The following is a 20542-nucleotide window of genomic DNA, read 5'->3' as shown; positions in this document are numbered from 1 at the left end:
CGGGCCTGTCCTGACGGCAGTCCGGACCTTGGTGGCCATCAACGTCAACGTTCAACCGGACAAGAACTGGCCCGGGACCAAACCGGCGGATGTTACGGCAGCGGCGGGGGAGTACAAGGTCTCAGCCATAAGAGTGGGGCTGGTGGACAGTGCCGGCTTGCTGAGCCTGCAACTGGGCAGTTCCTCGGCTGGTCCTGTGGCGCTCGCCGTTCCTTGACTTATCCACAACGGCACCCCAACGCCGGCCAAACACCAGAGAAACCGTTGTCATCGGCTAAACTTGGCTGGTAAGAGCCCCGAAACTCTTGCGCATGCCGTGCCTTTGGTCCGGCTGCACCAGCTACGTCGGGGCATTCTCATGTACGGCGCCTGACTCTGGTGATCCAACCGGAGCAAGCCCGAAAGAATGGGGGAGGATCCCATGCCCGCTATCGTGATCGTCGGAGCCCAGTGGGGCGACGAAGGTAAAGGCAAAGCAACCGATCTGCTCGGTGGCCGTGTTGACTATGTGGTCAAGCCCAACGGCGGTAACAACGCCGGGCACACCGTGGTTGTTGGCGGTGAGAAGTATGAGCTGAAGCTCCTTCCCGCGGGCATCCTGAGCCCCAACGCAGTCCCTATTATCGGCAATGGCTGTGTGGTGAACCTGGAGGCCCTCTTCCAGGAAATCGACGGCCTTGAAGCCCGCGGTGCGGATACGTCCCGCCTCCGTGTTTCGGCCAACGCCCACCTTGTTGCGCCCTACCACCAAGTCCTGGACAAGGTCACTGAGCGCTTCCTTGGCAGCCGGGCAATCGGTACCACCGGGCGCGGCATCGGTCCGGCGTATATGGACAAGGTGGCCCGCCTCGGCATCCGCGTCCAGGACGTCTTTGACGAATCCATCCTCCGCCAGAAGGTGGAAGGCTCGCTGCGCCAGAAGAACGAGCTCCTGGTCAAGGTGTACAACCGCCGCGACATCGTGGTGGACGAGATCGTGGAGTACTTCCTGTCCTTCGCTGAGCGCCTGCGCCCGTTGGTCATCGACAGCACACTGGTCCTCAACAACGCCCTGGATGAGGGCAAGGTTGTGCTCATGGAAGGCGGCCAGGCAACGTTCCTGGACGTTGACCATGGCACCTACCCGTTCGTCACCTCATCCAACCCCACCGCCGGCGGCGCGTCCGTAGGCTCGGGCATTGGTCCCACCCGCATCTCGCGGTCCATCGGCATCATCAAGGCCTACACCACCCGTGTTGGCGCCGGCCCGTTCCCCACGGAACTGTTCGACGACATGGGTGTTTACCTGCAGAAGACCGGCGGCGAGTTCGGCGTGAACACCGGCCGTCCCCGCCGCTGCGGTTGGTACGACGCCGTCCTGGCCCGCCACGCTTCCCGCGTCAACGGTTTCACGGACTACTTCGTCACCAAGCTGGACGTCCTCACGGGCATCGAGCAGATCCCGGTCTGTGTTGCCTACGAGGTTGACGGCGTGCGTCACGACGAGATGCCCATGACGCAGACCGAGTTCCACCACGCGGTCCCCATCTTCGAGTACTTCGATGGCTGGACCGAGGACATCACTACGGCCCGCACCCTGGAGGATCTCCCGGAGAACGCCCGCAACTACGTGCTGGCACTGGAGAAGCTCTCCGGTACGCGCTTCTCGGCCATCGGCGTCGGTCCGGACCGCGACCAGACGATCGTTGTCCACGACCTGATCAACGACTGACTTAGCGCTCGACGACGGCGGACCGCCCCCGGCTTACCTGCCGGGGACGGTCGCACTGATGCCGCTGACTTCGACGCGATCGTGGTTGCCGTCGGAGAACCCTCGGCGTTGTCAGGTGAGGCAAACTCCCGCAGCGACCTCCGGCTTCCCGGCGCCCAGGAAGAGTTGATTCTTGCTGTGGCTGCCACCGGTACGCCGTCGGCCGTTGTCATGTTCAACGGGCGGCCCTTGGTGACCGCTGCGTGGATTGATGCCGTGCCGGCGTTTCTGGAGGCGTGGCACTCGGGGCTGGAGGGTCCGCGTGCCGTGGCCCGTGCCCTGAGCGGCGCCGTGAACCCGGGCGGGCGGTTGCCTATGACGTTCCCACGGTCTTCCAGCCAGGTACCCATCTACTACGACCACGAAAACACGGGGCGTCCGGCCACAGTTTCCGGAACGATCGACGGCGGCGCCCACGACGTTGGGTTGATGGGTCCAGGGAACACGGATGACCATTACACGTCCAAGTACAGGGACCTTGAACTTGGACCGCAGTTCCCCTTTGGGCACGGACTCAGTTACACCACCTTCCAGTACGGCGCACCCAGTGTGACACCGGCCAGTATCTCCGTGGAGGACCTCCGGGCAGGCGGATCAGTCCAGGTGTCGGTCTCTGTCACGAACACCGGGGCCGTGGCAGGGGACGAGGTCACCATGGTGTTCATCCGGGACCTGGTGGCGTCGCTGTCCCAGCCTGTCCGCCGGCTGCGCTCCTTCACCAGGTCAACGCTGGGGCCGGGCCAGTCCGCAACACTGACTTTCGAGCTGGGCTGGAAGGACCTCGGTTTCTGGGACAACCAGGATCATTACGCAGTAGAGGCCGGGTCCTTTGAAGTCCATGTGGGCGGAGGCCTGGACCACACCCAGCTTGTGGAGCTCCGCGTGTCCTGAGGAGGATCGGTGTTGGCTCGCGGGACTAAATCCGCCGCGGTGGCGGTTACGCCATGGGACTGGATACGGTGAGCGCCTTCCTGGCGATGCGGACGAAACGAGACCACATGACAACAACGGCAAGTGACGGCGTCGGATTCCGCTCCCAACGGGGACCCATCCTGATTGCGCTGATGTTGGCCACGGGCCTGGTAGCGATCGATGCCACCATCGTTGCCACGGCGGTGCCGTCAATCGTGGCGGACATCGGCGGTTTTTCCTCGTTTCCTTGGCTGTTTTCCGCGTATCTGTTGGCGCAGGCAGTGTCCGTGCCCGTGTACGCCAAACTCTCGGACGTCGTAGGCCGAAAGCCAATGATTTTGGGCGGGATTGGCCTGTTCCTGCTTGGCTCGATTCTCTGCGGGCTGGCCTGGAGCATGCCGGCGCTCATTGCGTTCCGTGTCCTCCAGGGGCTTGGGGCCGGCGCGGTCCAGCCCGTTGCTATCACCATTGCGGGCGATATCTATACCTTGGCGGAACGGGCCAAGGTCCAGGGGTATTTGGCTAGCGTGTGGGCGGTCTCTTCTGTTGTGGGACCCACTCTTGGAGGTATCTTCGCGTCGCTGGGAATCTGGCGCTGGATCTTCCTGATCAACATTCCGCTGTGCCTGCTGGCTGGTTGGATGCTCCTGCGTACTTTCCACGAGAACGTGGAGCGGACCAAGCACCGCATTGACTACCTGGGTGCCGGACTGCTGACGATTTCGTTGAGCCTGCTCATCCTCGGAGCCCTTCAGGGTGGTCAAGCGTGGCCTTGGGACTCCGCGATCAGCATCTCGGTTTTTGCCGGCGGAGCGTTGTTGTTCCTTGTGTTTCTCCTGGTGGAAAGGAGGGCCGCTGAACCTGTCCTCCCACCGTGGGTTGTCTCCCGCAGGCTGCTGGCGACCACGGCCATGATCTCTTTCGGCGTTGGTGCCGTCATGCTCGGGCTTACCAGCTACGTCCCAACGTTCCTGGAAGGGTCGCTGAAGACCTCACCCCTTCTGGCCGGGCTCGCTTTGGCGGCCTTGACCATTGGCTGGCCTATCAGCGCGTCCCAAGCCGGCAGGTTCTACCTCCGCATCGGCTTTCGGAACACGGCCCTCATCGGCATAGCGATCACAGTGATCGGAGCTGCCGTCCTTGCCCTCACGGCCCGCACCCCCAACATCCTGCTCGTTGCGGCGGCTTGCTTCATCGTCGGGCTCGGGCTTGGGCTGGTGGCAACGCCGAGCCTTATTGCCGCGCAAACCAGTGTTGAATGGAATGAACGCGGCGTAGTCACCGGCACCAACCTCTTTGCACGTTCAATTGGCAGCTCCATTGGTGTGGCCGTTTTCGGTGCCATTGCCAACGCCATCTATGCCAACGGTCCCCATGGTGGCCCGGATCCGCAAACCACCGTGCAAGCCTCTTCAGCCGTTTTCCTGGCGGTACTCGTCAGTGCCGTCCTCACTGTAGTGGCGGTTTTGGTGATGCCCGCCGACGGAAAGCTCAGCGCCAGGGAACGGACACGCAAGCCCAGCTCGGAACCTGCGAACGATTAGTCTCGAACCTATGGATGAACTGATCACCGGAACCCTGGAAAAGTTGTTTGAAGGAACCGTCTGGGCTGAGGGCCCACTGTGGATTCCGACATCGCAGACCCTTCGCTGGAGCGATATCCCCAACAACAGGATTCTCGAGTTCTCTCCCGGCACCGGCGCGACGCGCGAATACGCCACTGGTTGAGTACACCAACGGGCGAACGCTCCACCACGACGGCAGCGTGGTGCAGTGCAGCCACGGCCGCAGGCGCGTCGAGAAGGACCACGACGGCGTGGTGACGCCGATCGTTGATGCGTTCGGTGAGTATCGGCTCAACTCGCCCAACGATGTTGTGGTGGCAGGGGATGGGACGGTCTGGTTTACCGATCCTCCATACGGAATCCTGCCCGGGACGGTGGAAGGACATGAGGGCGAGCAGGAATACGGCGGTTGCTACGTGTTCCGCTTCGACCCCGCCAGGGACGAACTGACTCCTGTGGTCACTGATTTGGTGCATCCCAACGGCCTCGCGTTCTCCCCGGATGAATCGCTTCTCTACGTTGCGGACACGGCGGGCCCTGGCCACGGAGTACCGTTCCGCATTGCCGTCTACCCGGTGGTGGGTGGCTCGTGCGGGACGGGCAGCACGTTCATTGAGCTCGAAGTCGACGCGGCCTCGGACGGATTCCGCGTAGACGTTGAGGGGCGGGTATGGACGTCAGCGGGCTCGTCAGTTCGTGTCTATGCCCCCAACGGTGAGCTGCTGGCCGCCGTCGAGGTTCCTGAAAAGGTTTCCAATCTCTGCTTTGGAGGGGCCGACGGTGCAGATCTCTACATCACGGCCACCACGTCCCTGTACCGGCTGCGTACTTCCACGAGGGACGCGCACCGACGCACTGACCGCTAGGCTTGCCCGGCTCCGCCCGATACCCTGAACACAGCACCAGCACTGCGATCGAGGGAGTGAATGTGTCCGGAAGCAACCCCGACCCGTATGAAGACAAGATCACCGGCTTGGAGCCTGGCGGGGGAGTGCCCCCTGGCGAGACACCTCCCGGCGAATCTTCAACAGCCGGCCCCCAAGGCCACGACGAAGGCGGCCCCAGGAAAGGTACGCAGGTCCTGTGGCTGGGAGCCATCGGTGCCGGTGTGCTGCTCACTCTCCTGTTTTTCATCGGCTACATCGTGGGTTTCTTCGACTAGGAGGCGGGCATGAAGGCGATCACTTACCAGCGATATGGAAGCCCGGAAGTCCTTGAACTAACGGACCAGCCCATGCCCAAGGTTGGGCCGGGCATGGTCCTGGTTAAAGTGAAGGCCACCTCGGTCAATCCCGTGGACTGGAAGATCATGGCCGGGTACTTGGACTCGTTCATGGACCTTCAATTCCCGGCGATCCCCGGCTGGGACGTAGCCGGCGTTGTCGAAGCTGTCGGAATTGATGCTCCGCACTTCAAACCTGGTGACGAAGTGATTTCCTACGGCCGTAAGGACTACGTCCACGGGGGAAGCTTTGCAGAGTATATTGCCCTCCCCGAGCGGCTGCTCGCCCGAAAGCCACAATCCTTGGAATGGAACGAGTCTGCCGGGCTCCCCTTGGCCGGACTTACAGCCCTTCAGGTCCTTAACCGATTGGGTCTGACGTCGGGAGAGACTGTGCTGATCCACGGCGGCTCCGGCGGAGTGGGCTCCCTGGGTATTCAGATCGCCGTCGCGCGCGGCGCCAAGGTGATCGCCACGGCGTCGGAAAGGAACCATGACTTCCTGCGGTCCCTGGGCGCCGAGGCCGTTGCCTACGGTGACGGACTCGCCGAAAAGGTGAAGGCGTTGCGTCCCGAAGGCGTGGAGGTGGTGGCCGACTTCGTGGGTGGCAATCTTGACACAACCTTGGAGGTCCTGGCCGGGAACGGCCGGCACGCCTCCATCGCCGACAGCGAGGTGGAAGCCCACGGCGGTACCTGGATGTGGGTCAATCCCGTGGGAGCTGAGCTGCAGCAGCTCGCTGACTTGGTGGACGAGCACAAGATGCGGGTGGAGGTGGCGCAAGCCCTTCCATTGGCTAAGGCAGTTGATGCTTTCCGGCTCAACATGGAAGGGCATACGCGCGGGAAGATAGTGGTCACAGTTCCCTAACCCCAGGCTCCGCCCAAACAGGCTCCTTACTCCACGAGCTTACCGGCGACCGAATCGTCCGCGTTGGCCTCGGCGAGCGCCCGGAAGGAATCCGGAGCCGGAGGCAGGCTTTCGAAACTGACGCCCTCATCTGTGGACCAGACAAAGTTCCCCTGCAGCGCGGGATCTGCCGTTGGGTAGTCAGCCCGGTTGTGGGCTCCGCGGGTTTCGCGGCGTTCGAGCGCGCACTCGAGGGTGGCTCGTGCTGCCAGCAGGGAGCCGAGGAGGTCATAGGCGTGGGCCAGATCATCGAAGCCTGCGATGTCCGGGTGGGCTGTGACCAGTTGGGCACGTTCCTCCAAGGCGGTCAATTTCTCCAGTCCTCGTTCCAGTCCTTGTTCCGCGCGCACAACTCCGGCGTGTTCGGTCATGAGGTTTCGTAGTTCACGCTGCAGCCTGCGGGCGGACTCTGTTCCACGTTCGCCGAGCAGTGTCTGCATTTCCCCGCGGGCTATTCCGATCGCCCCGGGATCCCGGACAATATGGGTGCGCGAATGAACGTAGTGGGCCACGTGTTCGCCGGTGATACGACCGTAGACGAGCAACTCAATCAATGAATTGCCGCCGAGACGGTTGGCGCCGTGAAGCCCGGAGGATGCCTCACCGATTGCATAAAGGCCGTTCACTCCCGTTCCGTGGTCCTCCGGTGCAACCCACACCCCGCCCATCGAGTAATGAGCGGTGGGCGCAATTTCGATTTTGGTGGTGGTGATGTCCAGCATCTGCAGGTCGATCATGGTGCGGTAGACCCGGGGCAGCTTTTCCATGATGGTTTCCCGAGGCAGGTGGGAGACATCCAGGTAGACGCCGCCCTTCTCGGTCCCGCGACCTTCGGCCACCTCCGTGAATGCGGCCAGCGCAACCCGGTCACGGGTGGACAGTTCCATGCGCTCGGGATCGTAGCGTTCCATAAAGCGCTCGCCCAGAGCGTTGGTGAGGATGCCTCCCTCTCCGCGCGCCGCCTCGGAGACCAAGGTGCCGGCGGCGTCGTCTGGCTCCAAGAGGCCGGAAGGGTGGAACTGGACCAGCTCGGCGTCGCGGATCCTGGCTCCGGCCAGCGCAGCCAGGCGGAAGGAATCCCCGGTGTTCTCATCGCGTCGGGAAGAGGTGTGACGCCAGATGCGTGTGTGCCCGCCCGCGGCCAGGATGACCGCATCAGCGTGGATCTGCACAGGGGTACCGTCTACAACGTCGAATCCGTAAGCTCCAAAGACGGTGCCGTCGGCAACAAGCAACCTCGTGATGTAGACGGTGTCGATGATGGGGACGTTCAACTCTGCCGCCCGGCGCATCAGCGTGCGCTGGATTTCCAACCCGGTGTAGTCCCCGGCGTACGCGGTACGCCGATACTTGTGGGCGCCAAAGAATCGCTGGGAAATTCGTCCATCCGCCTCCCGGGCGAACGGCATACCCCACCGTTCAAGGTCCTCGATACCTCGTGCCGCGTTGCGGGCTACGGTCTCCACGATTGAGGGATCGGCTAGGAAGTAGGACTCCCGCAAGGTATCAGCCGCGTGCTGCTGCCAGCTATCCTCAGGGTCCATGGTGCCCAGTGCGGCGTTGATGCCCCCGGCGGCCAGGCTCGTGTGGGCGTCGTGTTTGCGACGCTTACCCACCGCCAACACCTGGACCCCGCGCTGGGCGAGTTCAATGGAAGCGCGCAGACCGGCGCCTCCGGTGCCGATAACGAGCACCGAAGTGGACAAAAGTCGTTCTGGAGTGGTGTTGAGGTTCATGACTATCACGCTAAATGGCCTAATGTCATGTATCCAATGAATTATTTGAGTCACCGCGATGCATTTATGCTATGAGAATGAAGCTAGAGCAATTACGCTCCTTCGAGGCCATCGCCCGAGTGGGGCACTTCACACGCGCGGCGGAGCAGTTGTATCTTGCGCAACCTTCTCTGAGCAGGCAGATCGCAGCACTTGAGGCCGATCTTGGAATGGCCCTGTTCCATCGCGGACCCTCGGGAGCAACTCTGACGACTGCGGGAGAGCTCCTCCTGCCCATAGCCCGGCGCATGCTTGGAGACGCAGAGACTGCGCGGGAGCAGATGAACGAGCTAGCGGGATTGCGCCGGGGCCGCATTCGCCTGGGCGCCCCACCTACCTTGTGCGTCTCACTGGTGGCCGATGTGCTGGCCGCGTTCCGAAGTGCGCACCCCGGAGTCGAACTGCACATCACCGAAGGCGGTTCGCGATTCCTGGTTGACGCCCTGAACGAAAGCGCGCTGGACCTGGCCTTGGTGGTAACCCGTGGATCGGATCCCGCCGTGCACGGCACGGAATTGATTCCGCTGCTGACCGAGGAGCTGGTGGTTGTGTCGGCCGCTGGACCTGCGCAGCGCGAAGAGCTCACCTTGGAAGAACTGGCGAACATTCCGCAGGTGGCCTTCAACAGAAGCTATGACCTGAGGATGGCCACCGAGGCGGCCTTTTCCGCCAGAGGATTGGAACCGCTGATCGCCGTCGAAGGCGCGGAAATGGACGCCGTGCTGCGATTCGTGGAACGGGGACTGGGCGTGGCGGTGGTGCCGGCAATGGTTGTCATCGGCCGGCCTGGGCTGCGTAGTGCCCGCTTGGTCAACCCGTCGCTGACGCGGACCGTCAACCTGGCCCGGCGCAACGACATCGCTCCTTCGGCAGCCACGGCAGCAATGCAGGAGTTCATCTTCACTACGGTGGACCGGCTTGCCGCGCCAGGAACTGAGCTTGCACGCCTGGTCACGTCAACTCAGCGCCGCTGACCTATGTCAGATCAAGCCAAGTTCAGCCACGGCAGCCCGCTCGTCCAAAAGCTCACTGGCTGTGGCATCCATCTTCCCGCGGCTGAAGTCGTTCACTTCCAGTCCTTGAACAATTTCCCAGTTTCCGTCCGAAGTAGTCACCGGGTATGAGTAAATAAGTCCCTCGGGCACCCCATATGAACCGTCGGATGCTACGGCCATGGATACCCAATCGTCCTCGGGTGTGCCAAGGAGCCAATCCCGGGCTGCGTCCACGGTGGCTGAAGCTGCCGATGCCGCAGAAGAGGCGCCCCGGGCGTCGATGATCGCTGCTCCTCGCTGGGCAACCGTGGGGATGAAGTGGTTCTCAATCCAGTCCTGATCGTTCACCACCTCGGCCGCGTTCCGGCCAGCGACTTCGGCATGGAAGATGTCCGGATACTGTGTTGCGGAGTGATTGCCCCACACGGTCATCTTGCGGATGTCCCCCACCCGGGCGCCGGTCTTCCTGGCGAGCTGTCCAAGGGCGCGGTTGTGATCCAACCGGGTCAGCGCGCTGAACCGTTCTGCGGGGATGTCCGGGGCGTTGGTCATGGCAATCAAAGCGTTGGTGTTGGCCGGATTTCCCGTTACGCCGATCCGAACGTCGTCGGCCGCGAGCCTGTTGAGGGCCTGGCCTTGCGCGGTGAAGATCGCACCATTGGCACTGAGTAGCTCGCCGCGTTCCATGCCCTTGGTCCGCGGCCGTGCGCCAATGAGGAGGGCCAGATTCACGGCGTCGAAAATATGGTCGGCGTCGTCGCCGATCTCCACCGAGTCCAGGGTGGGAAAAGCGCAATCGTCCAGCTCCATCACAACACCCTCAAGTGCCTTTAGCGCGGGGGTGATCTCCAGGAGCCTGAGTTGCACCGGAGTATCGGGACCGAACAAGGCACCACTGGCGATCCGGAAGAGGAGGCTGTAGCCGATCTGGCCAGCTGCGCCGGTCACAGCGATCTTGATGGGCGTTCTCACGTGTGGTTCTCCTTGCTGATCTGACGTATCCGATGGACTTTGCAAGCTGTAAGTCATCGTGCCACAGAGCCGGCTAACGACTCATTGCGACATCGCCGGAACAAACACGAAACCGCTGGAACAACGCGAAATCGCCGGAAGGGCCCAGCGAACTGGAGCCCTTCCGGCGATTCAGGTGGAACGCGCGGCGAGTTGCCGCCGTCGTGAATTCTTTACTTCGCCAGGAAGCGGAGCAGGACCTCGTTGATTTCGGCGCCATGCGTCCAGAGCATGCCGTGCGGTGCGTCTTCGATTTCCACGTACTCGGCCGAAGGGAGGCGCTTGGTGAATTCGCGTCCCGTTGCATCGATTGGCAGGATGCGGTCGTCGGTGCCGTGGACGATCAGTGAAGGGACGGTGACCTTCTCAATGTCGGAGCGGAAGTCGGTGAGCCAGGAATCCACCACTGCGAAGGACGCGTACCAGGACGAGCCTGCGGCCACATTCCAGGAATTCTTCAGGGCTTCTTCGCTGAGGCGGTTGCCCAGGAAGTTATCGGTGTTGAAGAAGTCGTTGTAGAAGTTGGTGAACCAGGCGTAGCGGTCCTCGATGGCGGCGTTACGGATGCCGTCGAAGACTGATGACGGAACGCCGGCGGGGTTGTCGTCAGTCTGGAGGAGGAAGGGTTCGAGGGAGGCCAGGAATGCGGCCTTGGCGATGCGGGCTTCACCGTAGGTGCCGAGGTAGCGTCCCACTTCGCCGGTGCCCATCGAGAAACCTACCAGCACGGCGTCCTGCAGGTCCAAGGTTTCAACCACGGTGTTCAGATCTGCTGCGAAGGTGTCGTAGTCGTAGCCGGTGGTCGGCTTGCTGGATTTGCCGAAGCCGCGGCGGTCGTAGGTGATCACACGGTATCCGGCGTTGAGGAGGGCTGCGGTCTGCTTCTCCCAGGAGCCGCCGTCCAAGGGGTAGCCGTGGATGAGGACTACGGGCTGACCTGTTCCGTGGTCTTCGTAGTAGAGCTCAATGTCCGTGGTGTTCTCGGTGCCAACCTTGATGAAGCCCATGATTTGTCCCTTTTCTCGAAGTGGAGAACGATCGTTCTCCCTTGGTGTTTTCCATAGTAGAGAACGTTCGTTCTCAATGCAAGTAGAATGGGTACATGAATTCTTCCGAGGTTCGAGAACGCATCGTTGCCACCGCCGACGGGCTCTACAACTCCAAGGGAATCCAGGCCGTCGGGATGGACGAACTCCGCTCGGCGGCAGGAGTGTCTTTGAAGAAGCTCTACGGGGAATTTCCCTCAAAGAGCAGCATCGTCATGGCCGTGCTGGAGTATCGGCATCAGTCCTGGACCGAAGGGCTGGACGCCACGGTGCAACAAGCCGGGACGCCCAAAACGCGGCTCCTCGCCATTTTTGACTACCTTGCGGGATGGTTTTGCCAGGACTCGTTCCGGGGGTGCGGCTTCATCAACAGCTTTGCTGAACTCGGTGCCATCAGCCCCGAGGTGGCCGAATATGCACGGAAACACAAGGAATCATTCCAGGAGTATGTTGCACGCCTGGCGGTAGAAGCCGGCGCCCCACCGTATTTGGCGCCCCAGCTCGCCATCCTCGCCGAGGGCGCCCAGACCACGGCGGCCATCGCGGGGACATCCGATGCCGCGGGGCAGGCGCGTCAAGCGGCCGAAGTTCTGATCGACGCAGCGCTGACTTCCAACTAGGCTTCTGAGACGAGTCGAACGGCTCGTCAGGAAGTAGACCATTCGTGTTTGAAGTCCCCAGCATCTTGTTCCTCTCGGCAGGCTTTGCGGTGTTGGCCGCCGCTGTCCTGCCAAAATTGTTGCGCCACATGCCCCTCTCAATGCCCATGGTCTTCCTGGGTAGCGGCATTCTGGCATTCACCTTGCTTCCTGATTTGCCGGACCCGGACCCCATTCTCCATGCGGACTTCGCGATGCATTTGACGGAAGTGTGCGTCATCATTTCCCTCATGGGTGCGGGACTGGCCCTGGACAGGCCCTTCCATTGGCGGGGTTGGTCCACTACCTGGCGTTTGCTGGGGATCGTCATGCCGTTGTGCATACTTGCGATGACGCTGATGGGCTTGTGGGTGTTGGGGCTGGGTCTGGCCGCCGCCATCCTCGTTGGGGCCGCGATTGCACCCACTGACCCGGTGTTGGCCTCCGAGGTCCAAGTAGGAAAACCCGCAGACACGGAAGAGGACCCGGATGAGGATGAGGTCCGCTTCGCCTTGACCTCAGAGGCCGGTTTGAATGATGGCCTGGCCTTCCCATTTGTTTATCTGGCCATCCTCATCAGCTTGGTGGGGGCATCTCCCAGCGCCTGGTTGGGGGAGTGGGTTGGACTGGATGTTCTGTGGCGAATAGCTGTTGGCGTGCTGCTCGGTTTCGGTACCGGCAAACTCCTGAGCCTGATTTTCTTTGCCGCCAAAGGAAAGAGCTTCCGGCTATCGGATCACTCTGAAGGTTTCGTGGCGCTCGCGGCCACCTTCCTGGCTTACGGCGTGGCCGAATTGGTGGAAGGCTACGGGTTCGTCGCCGTCTTCATCTGCGCCGTGACTATCCGTTCCGCTGAACGCCACCACTCGTACCACCAGGTGCTGCACGGTTATGTTGAGCAGCTCGAGCGCCTCATGACTGTGGTGATCCTGGTGCTCCTTGGAGGCGCCATTGCCCGCGGTCTCTTGGATGGGATCGGGTGGACGGAGGTGCTGGTAGCTTTGGTGTTCCTTTTGTTGGTCCGTCCGTTGGCAGGATGGCTCGGGTTGATGGGTGGCAAGACCGGTCCACGGGAACGCCTGGCCATCTCCTACTTCGGCATCCGCGGGATCGGCTCACTGTATTACGTGGGATACGCGCTGACCCATGGGAACTTCGACGCCGAGTCGGAGAAGCTTTGGGCCTTTATTGCGCTGGTGGTGGCGCTGTCCATCGTGGTGCACGGGGCCACCACTGCACCGCTGATGAACCGGCTGGATCGGCTGCGGCTGGCCGCGGCTCGCGAGCAGCATGGCGACGAAGGCCGGGCGCCGACAACCGCTGTTTAGCGTGCGAACGTGTGACCGGCGCCCACTTCACAGTGGACGGGCTCACTGCGGAAGGAGACCGGGCCATGGAAGACTGGTGGCATGTCTCCCCGTCCCATGAAACCGCGCCCCCAGTCCGACGCCGTTGACAATGATGGCCCCAGGCCGCTGAGTAAAGGGCGCCGTCACCTCGCTATGAGGCTCGACGACGCGTGGCTTGGTTTTCAGACGCGCCTCGCCATCCGGCGTGGCCGGGTGGAAACCGTCATCCCTTACACCGGGTACGGGAGCACCTCCTGGGTGCGGGTCCTTGCGCGGGTTGTCCGCAGTGACCCCCGGGACGCCGCGGGTCACGCCCGTCCATTGCAGGAAAGCATGCGCGGGTGGCGCAACTTCACCAGTGCGCCCGTGGCAAATGCTCGTGTGAACGTGACCATTGCCGGCACGGTTTTCGATGTGAAGGCTGACCGCGGCGGAGTGGTGGATGCGCGTATTCCAGTAGCCCTGGACGCCGGGTGGCACACCATCACCCTTCAGTCGGGGGAATCCGAAACCGTAGAGGCTCCTGTGGAGATCGTCGCGGATGATGCAGAGTTCGGCGTGGTATCTGACATCGACGACACCGTGATGGTCACGGCACTGCCGCGTCCTTTCCTGGCAGCGTGGAACACTTTTGTCCTCAACGAGCACGCCAGAACCCCCACGCCGGGCATGGCGGTGTTGTACGAACGGATTGCCCGGACGGCGCCTTCGGCTCCAGTGCTGTATCTGTCCACCGGGGCCTGGAACGTAGCGCCGACGCTGTCCAGATTCCTGTCCCGCAATCTGTACCCCGCCGGGCCCAAGCTTTTGACCGACTGGGGTCCCACTCCTGACCGTTGGTTCCGCAGCGGGCAAGAGCACAAACGGACCTCGTTGGAACGCCTCGCGGAGGAATTCCCCAACATCAAGTGGCTGTTGGTGGGCGACGACGGCCAGCACGACGAAGCGATTTACTCCGAGTTCGCCCACCGTCATCCCGCCAATGTCAGGGCCATCGCCATCCGCCAACTCTCGGCCGGTGAAGCGGTGCTGGCGGGTGGTCGCTCCAAGTCAGGCGGCCAACCAACCCCCGGGGTTCCTTGGATCTACGCGCCGGATGGGGCAGGAATGTCTGCCAGGCTCGAAGAGCTGGGCGTCATCCGGAACGAGGTCCGCTCCGCCGACGATCCCGAGGAAGGCGACGTTCAAGCAGCCTCGGAGTAGTCACTACGCGACGTCGACAAACGTCGAAGCGGGCCCAAACTACCGGCGATCCGGCAGGATTCCAGCGATCTCGGCGCCGTTACCCTCTTAGCCGCCGGCCTGGCTGAGTACGTCCGCCTCTCTGGGTGCTCCGACGGATCCCCGGTGGATCAAGGTGGCCACCAACTCGCGAGCAGGCGCTGACGATCTCCTGCCCTCAATTTGCCGGATCAATGCCGAAGCGGCTGCAATTCCCATGTCGTAGACGGGCTGTGCGATCACGGTGAGCGGGGGAGTGGTGAGGCGCGTCCACGCGAAATCGTCGTACATGAGGAATGAGACGTCGTCCGGGATGGCAAGCCCGGATTCCTGGATAGCTTCCACCACGCTCAGGGCGATCAGACCGTCCGAGGCGATGATCGCTGTGGCTGCGTCCGGCCCACTAAGAAGCTGGCGGGTGATCTCCTTGGTGGATTCGGCGTCTCCGGCGTTGAGCCGAACCAGGTCTGCCGGGAAGCTGAGACCCTGGTCGTCGAAGGCTCGGCGGATCCCGTCAAGACGGTCCGAGATCTGCGAGGAGTCCAAAGCCATCCCGTCCTGGTAGGGTCGGTCTGCCTTGAGGGTGGAAACGAAAGCGATGCGCCGGTGTCCGGCCTCGATCAAGTACTTGGTGGATTCATAGGAGATGCCGCCCATGTCCACGGCGAAGGTCTCAACGTCCAGACCTTCGGCTCCACGGTCCAACAAAACAAGTGGACGACCGGAATCGCGGACCTGCCGCAAATGCGAGGTCTCCACGGACGAGGCTGGCGCCACAATGAGCCCATCAACCCGCTTGTCCAACAGCACGCGGACGGCGTCCACCTCGGCGGTTTGTTCCTCGTCAGTGTTAATGAGGATGACGTTGAAGCCGCTCTTCTTGGCGGTGTCCGTGATGCCCCTGGTGGCGAGCCCGAAATGCGGGTTTTCGATATCGCCCACCACAACGCCAATGGTGTTCGATTTGCCCGTGTTCATGCTGCGCGCCAGCTCGTTGGGCCGGTACTCGAGCTTTTCGGCCGCGGCCAGGACGCGCTCGCGGACGTCGTCGCTGACCGCCCCGTAGTTGCCCAGTGCGCGGGCTGCTTGGGCCTTGGACACTTGCGCGGCCTTGGCGACGTCGGCAACCGTTACGTCCCGCCGTCGGGATCCTTCAGTGCTCATGTTCACCTTTCACGTGGGGTGTTGACGCGGCTTTGTGACTTCCGCTACATTCTAATCAATCGATGTGAGTCCGGTCTCAATCCTAGGGTCTGAGACCGGACTCAACAAGACCCCGCATCGAGCAATAACACTTTGCGGCTCCTGACAGCACCGCTCTCCCTCCCACGATTGGACAACGCTGTGTTCAAACTGAACTTCCGCCCGGCAGCCCTCGCAGCAGCGGCTCTGGCGGCCATCCTCGCCCTCTCGGGATGCGGCGGATCCTCCGCCAGCTCCTCGCCCTCAGCCGATAACCCCTACGGCCTGATCGAGCCCGGCACCATCCGCGTCGCCAGCCTCGGCGATTCCAAGCCCTACACCTTCACCGACGCCTCGGGTAACTTCACTGGCTTTGACGTGGAACTCTTCAAGGACGTGGCCCAACGGGCCGGCGTAGACAAAGTCGTCTTCACCGGACAGGACTTCTCCGGACTTCTGGCAGCGGTAGCCAACGGCCAGTTCGACGTGGGCGTGGCGGCCATCGGCATCACGGACAAGCGCAAGGAAACTGTGGACTTCTCCGACGGCTACCTCGCCGGATACCTGACAGTCATCACCACCAAGAACTCCGGCATCAACGACGCTGACGGCCTGAACGGCAAGCGCCTGGGCGTTGTCCAAGGCACCCTGCAGGAAGCCTACGCCGTGAAGAACTTCACCTCGGCGCAGTTGGTCCGCTTCCCGGACAACAACACCGCCATTTCAGCAGTCAACAGCGGTTCCGTGGACGCCCACTTCCTGGACTACGAGGCCGCCAAGGAATACCAGGCGCAGTTTGGACTGGTCAGCGCCGCGGACATTCCGTCCTTCGATGCTCCGGCAGGTTTCGCAATAGCCAAGGACAAGCCCGCCTTCAAGGAAGCCCTGAACAAGGGCCTGGCCGAAGCAATGGAGGACGGCACGTGGAAGAAGCTCTACGAAAAGTGGTTCCCGGGTTCGCCGATGCCGGAACAGTACCTCCCGAAGGCCGAGCGGACCTCCAGCCCTTCCCCGACGGCAAGTAAGTAAGCCAGTAAGTAAGCCACCCAACACCTAACGTCTGAGAGCATTTTAATGGATTGGCTCAATACCATCAGCCGCACGTTCTTCGACTTTGACGCCATGGTCGAAGTACTGCCCCAGCTCCTCGGAGTTGGCCTCCTCAACACCCTGATCATCTCCATCGCAGCAACCATCCTCGGCGTAGTGATGGGCATGGTGGTGGCGGTCATGGGAATCTCGCGGTCCAAGTGGCTGCGCATCCCGGCACGGATCTACACGGATCTCTTCCGTGGCCTGCCCGCCATCCTCACCATCCTGCTGATCGGCCAGGGTTTTGCACGGTTGAGCCAGTCTGTCTTCGGGCCATCACCGTACCCGCTGGGAATCATCGCGCTAAGCCTCATCGCCAGCGCTTACATCGGAGAGATCTTCCGGGCCGGCATCCAGAGCGTGGACAAGGGCCAAGGGGAGGCTTGCCGCGCTTTGGGCATGAGCTATTCCAAATCCATGGCCCTGGTGGTGGTGCCGCAAGGGATCCGCAGGGTCCTGCCGGCCCTGGTGAACCAGTTCATTGCCATCGTCAAGGACTCTTCCTTGGTCTACTTCCTTGGACTCCTGGTCAGCGAGCGTGAACTGTTCCGGGTGGGCCAGGACGCAGCAGTATTGTCCGGCAACCTCTCACCGCTGGTCATGGCAGGCATCTTCTACCTGATCATCACAGTGCCGCTGACCCATCTGGTCAACTACTTCGACAACAAGTTCCGCACCGGCCGCCGTCGTCCCACGGCACCCACCAGTGGGCTGAAGGAAGTCAAGGAACTCGATGCGGCCTCGCCGCTCATCACCGGGAGCAACACGTGAACCTCACAAGCAGCAGCGCACCAAGCAACAGTGCCACCAGCACCAGCAAGACCCAGGACATCGAAAAGTTCCACGGCTCCAGCTTGGAACTTCAGAACCTGACCATGGCTTACGGGGACGTCGATGTGCTCCGCAACGTCAGCCTCAACGTGGCTCCGGGAACCACCACCTGCATCATCGGCCCATCCGGCTCAGGCAAATCCACGCTCCTGCGCGGAGTCAACCGCCTGCATGAACCCAAGAGCGGCGATGTACTGCTGGCCGGTGAAAGTGCCCTCAAGGTCAAGCCGGACATTCTCCGTGCACGGATCGGTATGGTGTTCCAGCACTTCAACCTCTTCCCGGACCACACCGCCTTGGAAAACGTGGCGCTGGCCCTGTGGAGCGTCAAAGGAATGTCCAAATCCGAGGCCCGGGAACGCGCCCGGCGCCGCCTCGCCGAAGTAGGCCTCGCCGAACGCGCCGATCACCGGCCACGGGACCTCTCCGGCGGGCAGCAGCAACGCGTCGCCATTGCCCGCGCACTGGCCATGGAGCCCGAGGTCATGCTCTTCGACGAAGCCACCAGCGCACTGGACCCCGAACTCGTCAAAGGCGTCCTCAATCTCATGGCCGGCCTCGGCAGCCGCGGGATGACCATGCTGGTTGTCACCCACGAAATGGGCTTTGCCCGAAAAGTGGCGGACCAGGTGGTCTTCATGGACGAAGGCGAAGTAGTGGAAATCGGAACGCCCACCCAGCTCTTTGACAACCCACGCAGCGAACGCCTGCAGCGCTTTCTTTCGGAAGTGCTGTGATGGGCGGGCCCCCACTGGGCAAGGCAACAGCGGCACCCATCCGGACCGCCGTCGTCGGGTTTGGCGTCTCGGGCAAGGTGTTCCATGCGCCGCTGATCCACGCGGACCCGGACTATTCCCTGGACGTCATCGTGACGGCCGACCCGCAACGACAGGCCGAAGCCCGGCGGCTCTATCCGCAGGCAACAATCGTGCCGACGCCGGAGGATATGTTCACCCTTGCCGGGAAGCTGGACCTCGTTGTCCTCGGAACACCGCCGCTCACGCACCTTGAGCTCGGTTCCACGGCCATCGCCCACGGGCTCAACGTTGTGGTGGACAAGCCATTCATCACTACCGTCGCCCACGGTGAGGAGCTTGCCGAGCGAGCGTCCGACGCCGGTGTGCAGCTCACGGTCTTCCAGAACCGCCGGTGGGATGCCGACTTCCTGACGCTGCGAAGGCTGCTGCGGGACGGCGCCTTGGGCGAGGTGCGGACCTTCGAGTCACGTTTTGAATGGTGGCGTCCTGAAGGCTTCGGGAATTGGCGCGACTCGGCCACGTTGGCCGAAGGTGGCGGCATCCTCCACGATCTCGGCGCCCATCTGATAGACCAAGCGATCCAACTGTTCGGCCCTGTGGAGGACAGCTACGGCGAGACCGCCAACCACGGCCCGCGCACAGATGCTGCAGATACCGAAGCTTTCGTGTCGCTGCGTCATGAATCCGGGGTCCGGACACGGCTGTGGATGAACGGAATGGCCGCCCAAGTGGGCCCGCGCTTCCACGTACTCGGCTCAAATGCCGGCTACACCAAGTGGGGACTCGACAGCCAGGAACCAGCGCTCGCAGCCGGCATCACGCCGTCGGACGCTGCTTACGGCACCGAACCCCAGGAGTCTTGGGGGCTTCTGGGAGTAGCCGGATCAGCCACGCCTGTACCGGCGGAGAAGGGCGACTACCCGCAGTTCTACCGGGAACTGGCCTCCTCGCTCCGCGGGCACGGACCGCTTCCCGTGCAAGCGGCCGAGGCGCTGGAAACCCTCAAGATCATCGAAAACATCCACGCGTTCGCGTAGGCAGCATGTCGCTAAGCCAGGCGCGTTTCAGAATTCAGAACCCGAAAGAGAGATCACGCATGTCCTCCACCAAGCACGTTGCCGTCATTGGAGGCGGCATCCTGGGCGTTTCCACCGCCGTACACCTTCTCCGTCAAGGCGCCTCGGTAACCCTGCTGACCGAGCAAGGACTGGCCAGCGAAGCCACCGGCCGCTCGCTGTCCTGGCTCAACTCGGCGGGCGAACGCTCCACGCCGTATCACCAGCTGCGGGTGGCAGGCGTTGACCGGTACCGCACGCTCTTCGCCGCGGACCCCAGCCGTGAATGGCTGCAGTTCGGGGGTGGACTCATGTGGAACGCCGCCGGGCAGAGTGAGGTTACAGAAGCCCGTCACGCGTACGAGAAGTCCATTGGCTATGACTCCAAGCTGTTGGCCCCTGAAGAGATTGCCTCGGTGACGCCCGGTATCGATGCCAGTGCGGTCCCCGAAAACGCCATTTTCAACCCCGGCGAAGGATGGGTCAGTCTCCCGGATCTGGTGAACTTCCTGATGGAGGAATTCCATGCGTTGGGCGGACAGTTGGTCCTCAACGCCGGCAAGGCCTCAGTGACGGTGCACGACGGACGGGCCACCGGCGTCGAAACTGTCGGCGGTGAAACGTACACCGCTGATGCCGTGCTGGTTGCCTGCGGTGCCGCAACACCCGCCGTCGTCAAGCCGCTGGGCGTGGAGATTCCCAACGGTTCACCGGTTTCCATGCTGGTGGTCACCAAACCGGTGGAACACGGCGTCACGGCAGTGATGAATACACCGCGGGCAGCTGTTCGGCCGAATCCCGGCAACACATTTGCCTTGGATCACGACTGGTACGAGCACCAGATTACGGAGCACTCCGACGGTACTTTCAGCATCCCGGATGACGTTGTCCAGGAGCTGGCGGACGAGTCCTCCAAGCTCATTGCGGGCAATCCCGAGCTCAAGCCTGCCTCGTGGAAGATCGGCTACAAGCCCATCCCCGGCGACGGCGAACCAGTCTTCGGTGAACTCGGCCAAGTGCCGGGCTGCTTCGTGGCCTTCACGCATTCAGGTGCCACGCTCGGCCTCATCGCCGGTGAGCTTTTGTCCGGTGAGATCCTGAGCGGCCAGAAGCACCCCATGCTGTCCACGTTCCGCCCGGGCCGATTCTCCTAGAGCCCACTTAGACAGGCCAATGGCCCCGATACGCCATCTGCTTAACGTGTCGGGGCCATTGGAGTTTAAGGTGACCT

General features: G+C 62.4%; 19 protein-coding genes and 2 pseudogenes. 17 read left to right on the top strand and 4 right to left on the bottom strand.

From position 1 onward, the window contains the following. Positions 1–28 precede the first annotated feature (28 nt). The 8 genes and pseudogenes from EU811_RS01870 (at position 29) to EU811_RS01840 (ending at position 6319) form a co-directional block, all read left to right on the top strand. Positions 29–217, top strand: coding sequence for a hypothetical protein (locus EU811_RS01870; RefSeq protein WP_238703263.1), 189 nt, complete (start codon positions 29–31; stop codon positions 215–217). Positions 218–421: 204 nt separating this feature from the next. Next, the gene (locus tag EU811_RS01865; protein ID WP_142936819.1) at positions 422–1711 is read left to right on the top strand and encodes an adenylosuccinate synthase; all 1290 of its coding nucleotides are present in this window, start codon (positions 422–424) and stop codon (positions 1709–1711) included. A 69-nt stretch (positions 1712–1780) separates the two neighbouring features. Next, positions 1781–2260 (top strand): annotated as a pseudogene (locus EU811_RS24540) (glycoside hydrolase family 3 C-terminal domain-containing protein); the annotation flags it as partial. 144 nt (positions 2261–2404) lie between these two features. Then, complete coding sequence (locus EU811_RS24535; protein ID WP_274595826.1) at positions 2405–2641, top strand: fibronectin type III-like domain-contianing protein; 237 nt, start codon at positions 2405–2407, stop codon at positions 2639–2641. Between the two features lie 107 nt (positions 2642–2748). Continuing rightward, a complete protein-coding gene (locus tag EU811_RS01855) occupies positions 2749–4206 on the top strand; it encodes an MFS transporter (RefSeq protein WP_142936818.1) in 1458 nt (485 codons plus the stop codon). A gap of 10 nt (positions 4207–4216) precedes the next feature. After that, a pseudogene (locus tag EU811_RS01850) lies at positions 4217–5093 on the top strand (SMP-30/gluconolactonase/LRE family protein). 62 nt (positions 5094–5155) lie between these two features. Then, complete coding sequence (locus tag EU811_RS01845; RefSeq protein WP_142936817.1) at positions 5156–5389, top strand: DUF6480 family protein; 234 nt, start codon at positions 5156–5158, stop codon at positions 5387–5389. Positions 5390–5398: 9 nt separating this feature from the next. Then, positions 5399–6319, top strand: coding sequence for an NADP-dependent oxidoreductase (locus EU811_RS01840; protein ID WP_142936816.1), 921 nt, complete (start codon positions 5399–5401; stop codon positions 6317–6319). A gap of 26 nt (positions 6320–6345) precedes the next feature. Here the strand turns inward: EU811_RS01840 and EU811_RS01835 are convergent, their stop codons facing one another. Continuing rightward, positions 6346–8094 (bottom strand): L-aspartate oxidase, encoded by a 1749-nt coding sequence (locus EU811_RS01835; protein ID WP_142936815.1) that lies wholly within the window; start codon positions 8092–8094, stop codon positions 6346–6348. Between the two features lie 71 nt (positions 8095–8165). On the opposite strand from EU811_RS01835, the gene EU811_RS01830 reads away from it, so the two are divergent. Next, positions 8166–9107 (top strand): LysR family transcriptional regulator, encoded by a 942-nt coding sequence (locus EU811_RS01830; RefSeq protein ID WP_142936814.1) that lies wholly within the window; start codon positions 8166–8168, stop codon positions 9105–9107. Positions 9108–9113: 6 nt separating this feature from the next. Here the strand turns inward: EU811_RS01830 and EU811_RS01825 are convergent, their stop codons facing one another. Together EU811_RS01825 and EU811_RS01820 are read right to left on the bottom strand one after the other, a co-directional pair. Then, complete coding sequence (locus EU811_RS01825) at positions 9114–10100, bottom strand: malate dehydrogenase (RefSeq protein ID WP_142936813.1); 987 nt, start codon at positions 10098–10100, stop codon at positions 9114–9116. Positions 10101–10312: 212 nt separating this feature from the next. Further along, positions 10313–11146 (bottom strand): alpha/beta fold hydrolase, encoded by an 834-nt coding sequence (locus EU811_RS01820; RefSeq protein WP_142936812.1) that lies wholly within the window; start codon positions 11144–11146, stop codon positions 10313–10315. A gap of 95 nt (positions 11147–11241) precedes the next feature. Between EU811_RS01820 and EU811_RS01815 the strand changes: the two genes are divergently transcribed. The 3 genes from EU811_RS01815 (at position 11242) to EU811_RS01805 (ending at position 14375) form a co-directional block, all read left to right on the top strand. After that, entirely contained in the window at positions 11242–11805 is a 564-nt protein-coding gene (locus EU811_RS01815) for a TetR/AcrR family transcriptional regulator (RefSeq protein WP_142936811.1), read from the top strand. Positions 11806–11849: 44 nt separating this feature from the next. Further along, a complete protein-coding gene (locus EU811_RS01810) occupies positions 11850–13151 on the top strand; it encodes a cation:proton antiporter (protein WP_142936810.1) in 1302 nt (433 codons plus the stop codon). An 81-nt stretch (positions 13152–13232) separates the two neighbouring features. Next, the gene (locus EU811_RS01805; protein ID WP_142936809.1) at positions 13233–14375 is read left to right on the top strand and encodes an App1 family protein; all 1143 of its coding nucleotides are present in this window, start codon (positions 13233–13235) and stop codon (positions 14373–14375) included. Between the two features lie 87 nt (positions 14376–14462). On the opposite strand, the gene EU811_RS01800 is transcribed toward EU811_RS01805, so the two are convergent. Further along, positions 14463–15557, bottom strand: a complete 1095-nt coding sequence (locus EU811_RS01800) for a LacI family DNA-binding transcriptional regulator (RefSeq protein ID WP_142936808.1) — start codon at positions 15555–15557, stop codon at positions 14463–14465. Between the two features lie 180 nt (positions 15558–15737). On the opposite strand from EU811_RS01800, the gene EU811_RS01795 reads away from it, so the two are divergent. Genes EU811_RS01795 through EU811_RS01775 form a run of 5 tightly spaced genes read left to right on the top strand, consistent with a single transcriptional unit; the run spans position 15738 to position 20465 of the window. Then, complete coding sequence (locus EU811_RS01795) at positions 15738–16604, top strand: ABC transporter substrate-binding protein (protein WP_142936807.1); 867 nt, start codon at positions 15738–15740, stop codon at positions 16602–16604. Positions 16605–16649: 45 nt separating this feature from the next. Continuing rightward, positions 16650–17438, top strand: a complete 789-nt coding sequence (locus EU811_RS01790; RefSeq protein ID WP_011773348.1) for an amino acid ABC transporter permease — start codon at positions 16650–16652, stop codon at positions 17436–17438. After that, positions 17435–18235 (top strand): amino acid ABC transporter ATP-binding protein, encoded by an 801-nt coding sequence (locus EU811_RS01785; protein ID WP_142936806.1) that lies wholly within the window; start codon positions 17435–17437, stop codon positions 18233–18235. The genes EU811_RS01790 and EU811_RS01785 overlap by 4 nt, the downstream gene beginning before the upstream one ends. Continuing rightward, positions 18235–19293 carry a Gfo/Idh/MocA family protein gene (locus EU811_RS01780; RefSeq protein WP_142936805.1) on the top strand — a complete coding sequence of 353 codons (1059 nt, stop codon included), beginning with the start codon at positions 18235–18237 and terminating at the stop codon, positions 19291–19293. Before EU811_RS01785 ends, EU811_RS01780 begins: the two co-directional genes overlap by 1 nt. A gap of 59 nt (positions 19294–19352) precedes the next feature. Beyond that, on the top strand, positions 19353–20465 hold the full coding sequence (locus tag EU811_RS01775) for an NAD(P)/FAD-dependent oxidoreductase (RefSeq protein WP_142936804.1): 1113 nt from the start codon (positions 19353–19355) through the stop codon (positions 20463–20465). The last annotated feature ends 77 nt before the right edge of the window (positions 20466–20542 follow it).

It is taken from the genome of Arthrobacter sp. TS-15, assembly GCF_006964045.1.
Taxonomy (GTDB): domain Bacteria; phylum Actinomycetota; class Actinomycetes; order Actinomycetales; family Micrococcaceae; genus Arthrobacter.
This window is presented reverse-complemented; position numbering and strand designations above follow the sequence as displayed.

Excerpts from the sequence above, each read along its gene's own strand:
- EU811_RS01865 (WP_142936819.1), top strand. The coding sequence starts at position 422 with ATGCCCGCTATCGTGATCGTCGGAGCCCAGTGGGGCGACGAAGGTAAA.
- EU811_RS24535 (WP_274595826.1), top strand. The coding sequence starts at position 2,405 with ATGGTGTTCATCCGGGACCTGGTGGCGTCGCTGTCCCAGCCTGTCCGC.
- EU811_RS01855 (WP_142936818.1), top strand. The coding sequence starts at position 2,749 with ATGACAACAACGGCAAGTGACGGCGTCGGATTCCGCTCCCAACGGGGA.
- EU811_RS01840 (WP_142936816.1), top strand. The coding sequence starts at position 5,399 with ATGAAGGCGATCACTTACCAGCGATATGGAAGCCCGGAAGTCCTTGAA.
- EU811_RS01835 (WP_142936815.1), bottom strand. The coding sequence starts at position 8,094 with ATGAACCTCAACACCACTCCAGAACGACTTTTGTCCACTTCGGTGCTC.
- EU811_RS01830 (WP_142936814.1), top strand. The coding sequence starts at position 8,166 with ATGAGAATGAAGCTAGAGCAATTACGCTCCTTCGAGGCCATCGCCCGA.
- EU811_RS01820 (WP_142936812.1), bottom strand. The coding sequence starts at position 11,146 with ATGGGCTTCATCAAGGTTGGCACCGAGAACACCACGGACATTGAGCTC.
- EU811_RS01815 (WP_142936811.1), top strand. The coding sequence starts at position 11,242 with ATGAATTCTTCCGAGGTTCGAGAACGCATCGTTGCCACCGCCGACGGG.
- EU811_RS01805 (WP_142936809.1), top strand. The coding sequence starts at position 13,233 with ATGTCTCCCCGTCCCATGAAACCGCGCCCCCAGTCCGACGCCGTTGAC.
- EU811_RS01800 (WP_142936808.1), bottom strand. The coding sequence starts at position 15,557 with ATGAGCACTGAAGGATCCCGACGGCGGGACGTAACGGTTGCCGACGTC.
- EU811_RS01790 (WP_011773348.1), top strand. The coding sequence starts at position 16,650 with ATGGATTGGCTCAATACCATCAGCCGCACGTTCTTCGACTTTGACGCC.
- EU811_RS01780 (WP_142936805.1), top strand. The coding sequence starts at position 18,235 with ATGGGCGGGCCCCCACTGGGCAAGGCAACAGCGGCACCCATCCGGACC.
- EU811_RS01775 (WP_142936804.1), top strand. The coding sequence starts at position 19,353 with ATGTCCTCCACCAAGCACGTTGCCGTCATTGGAGGCGGCATCCTGGGC.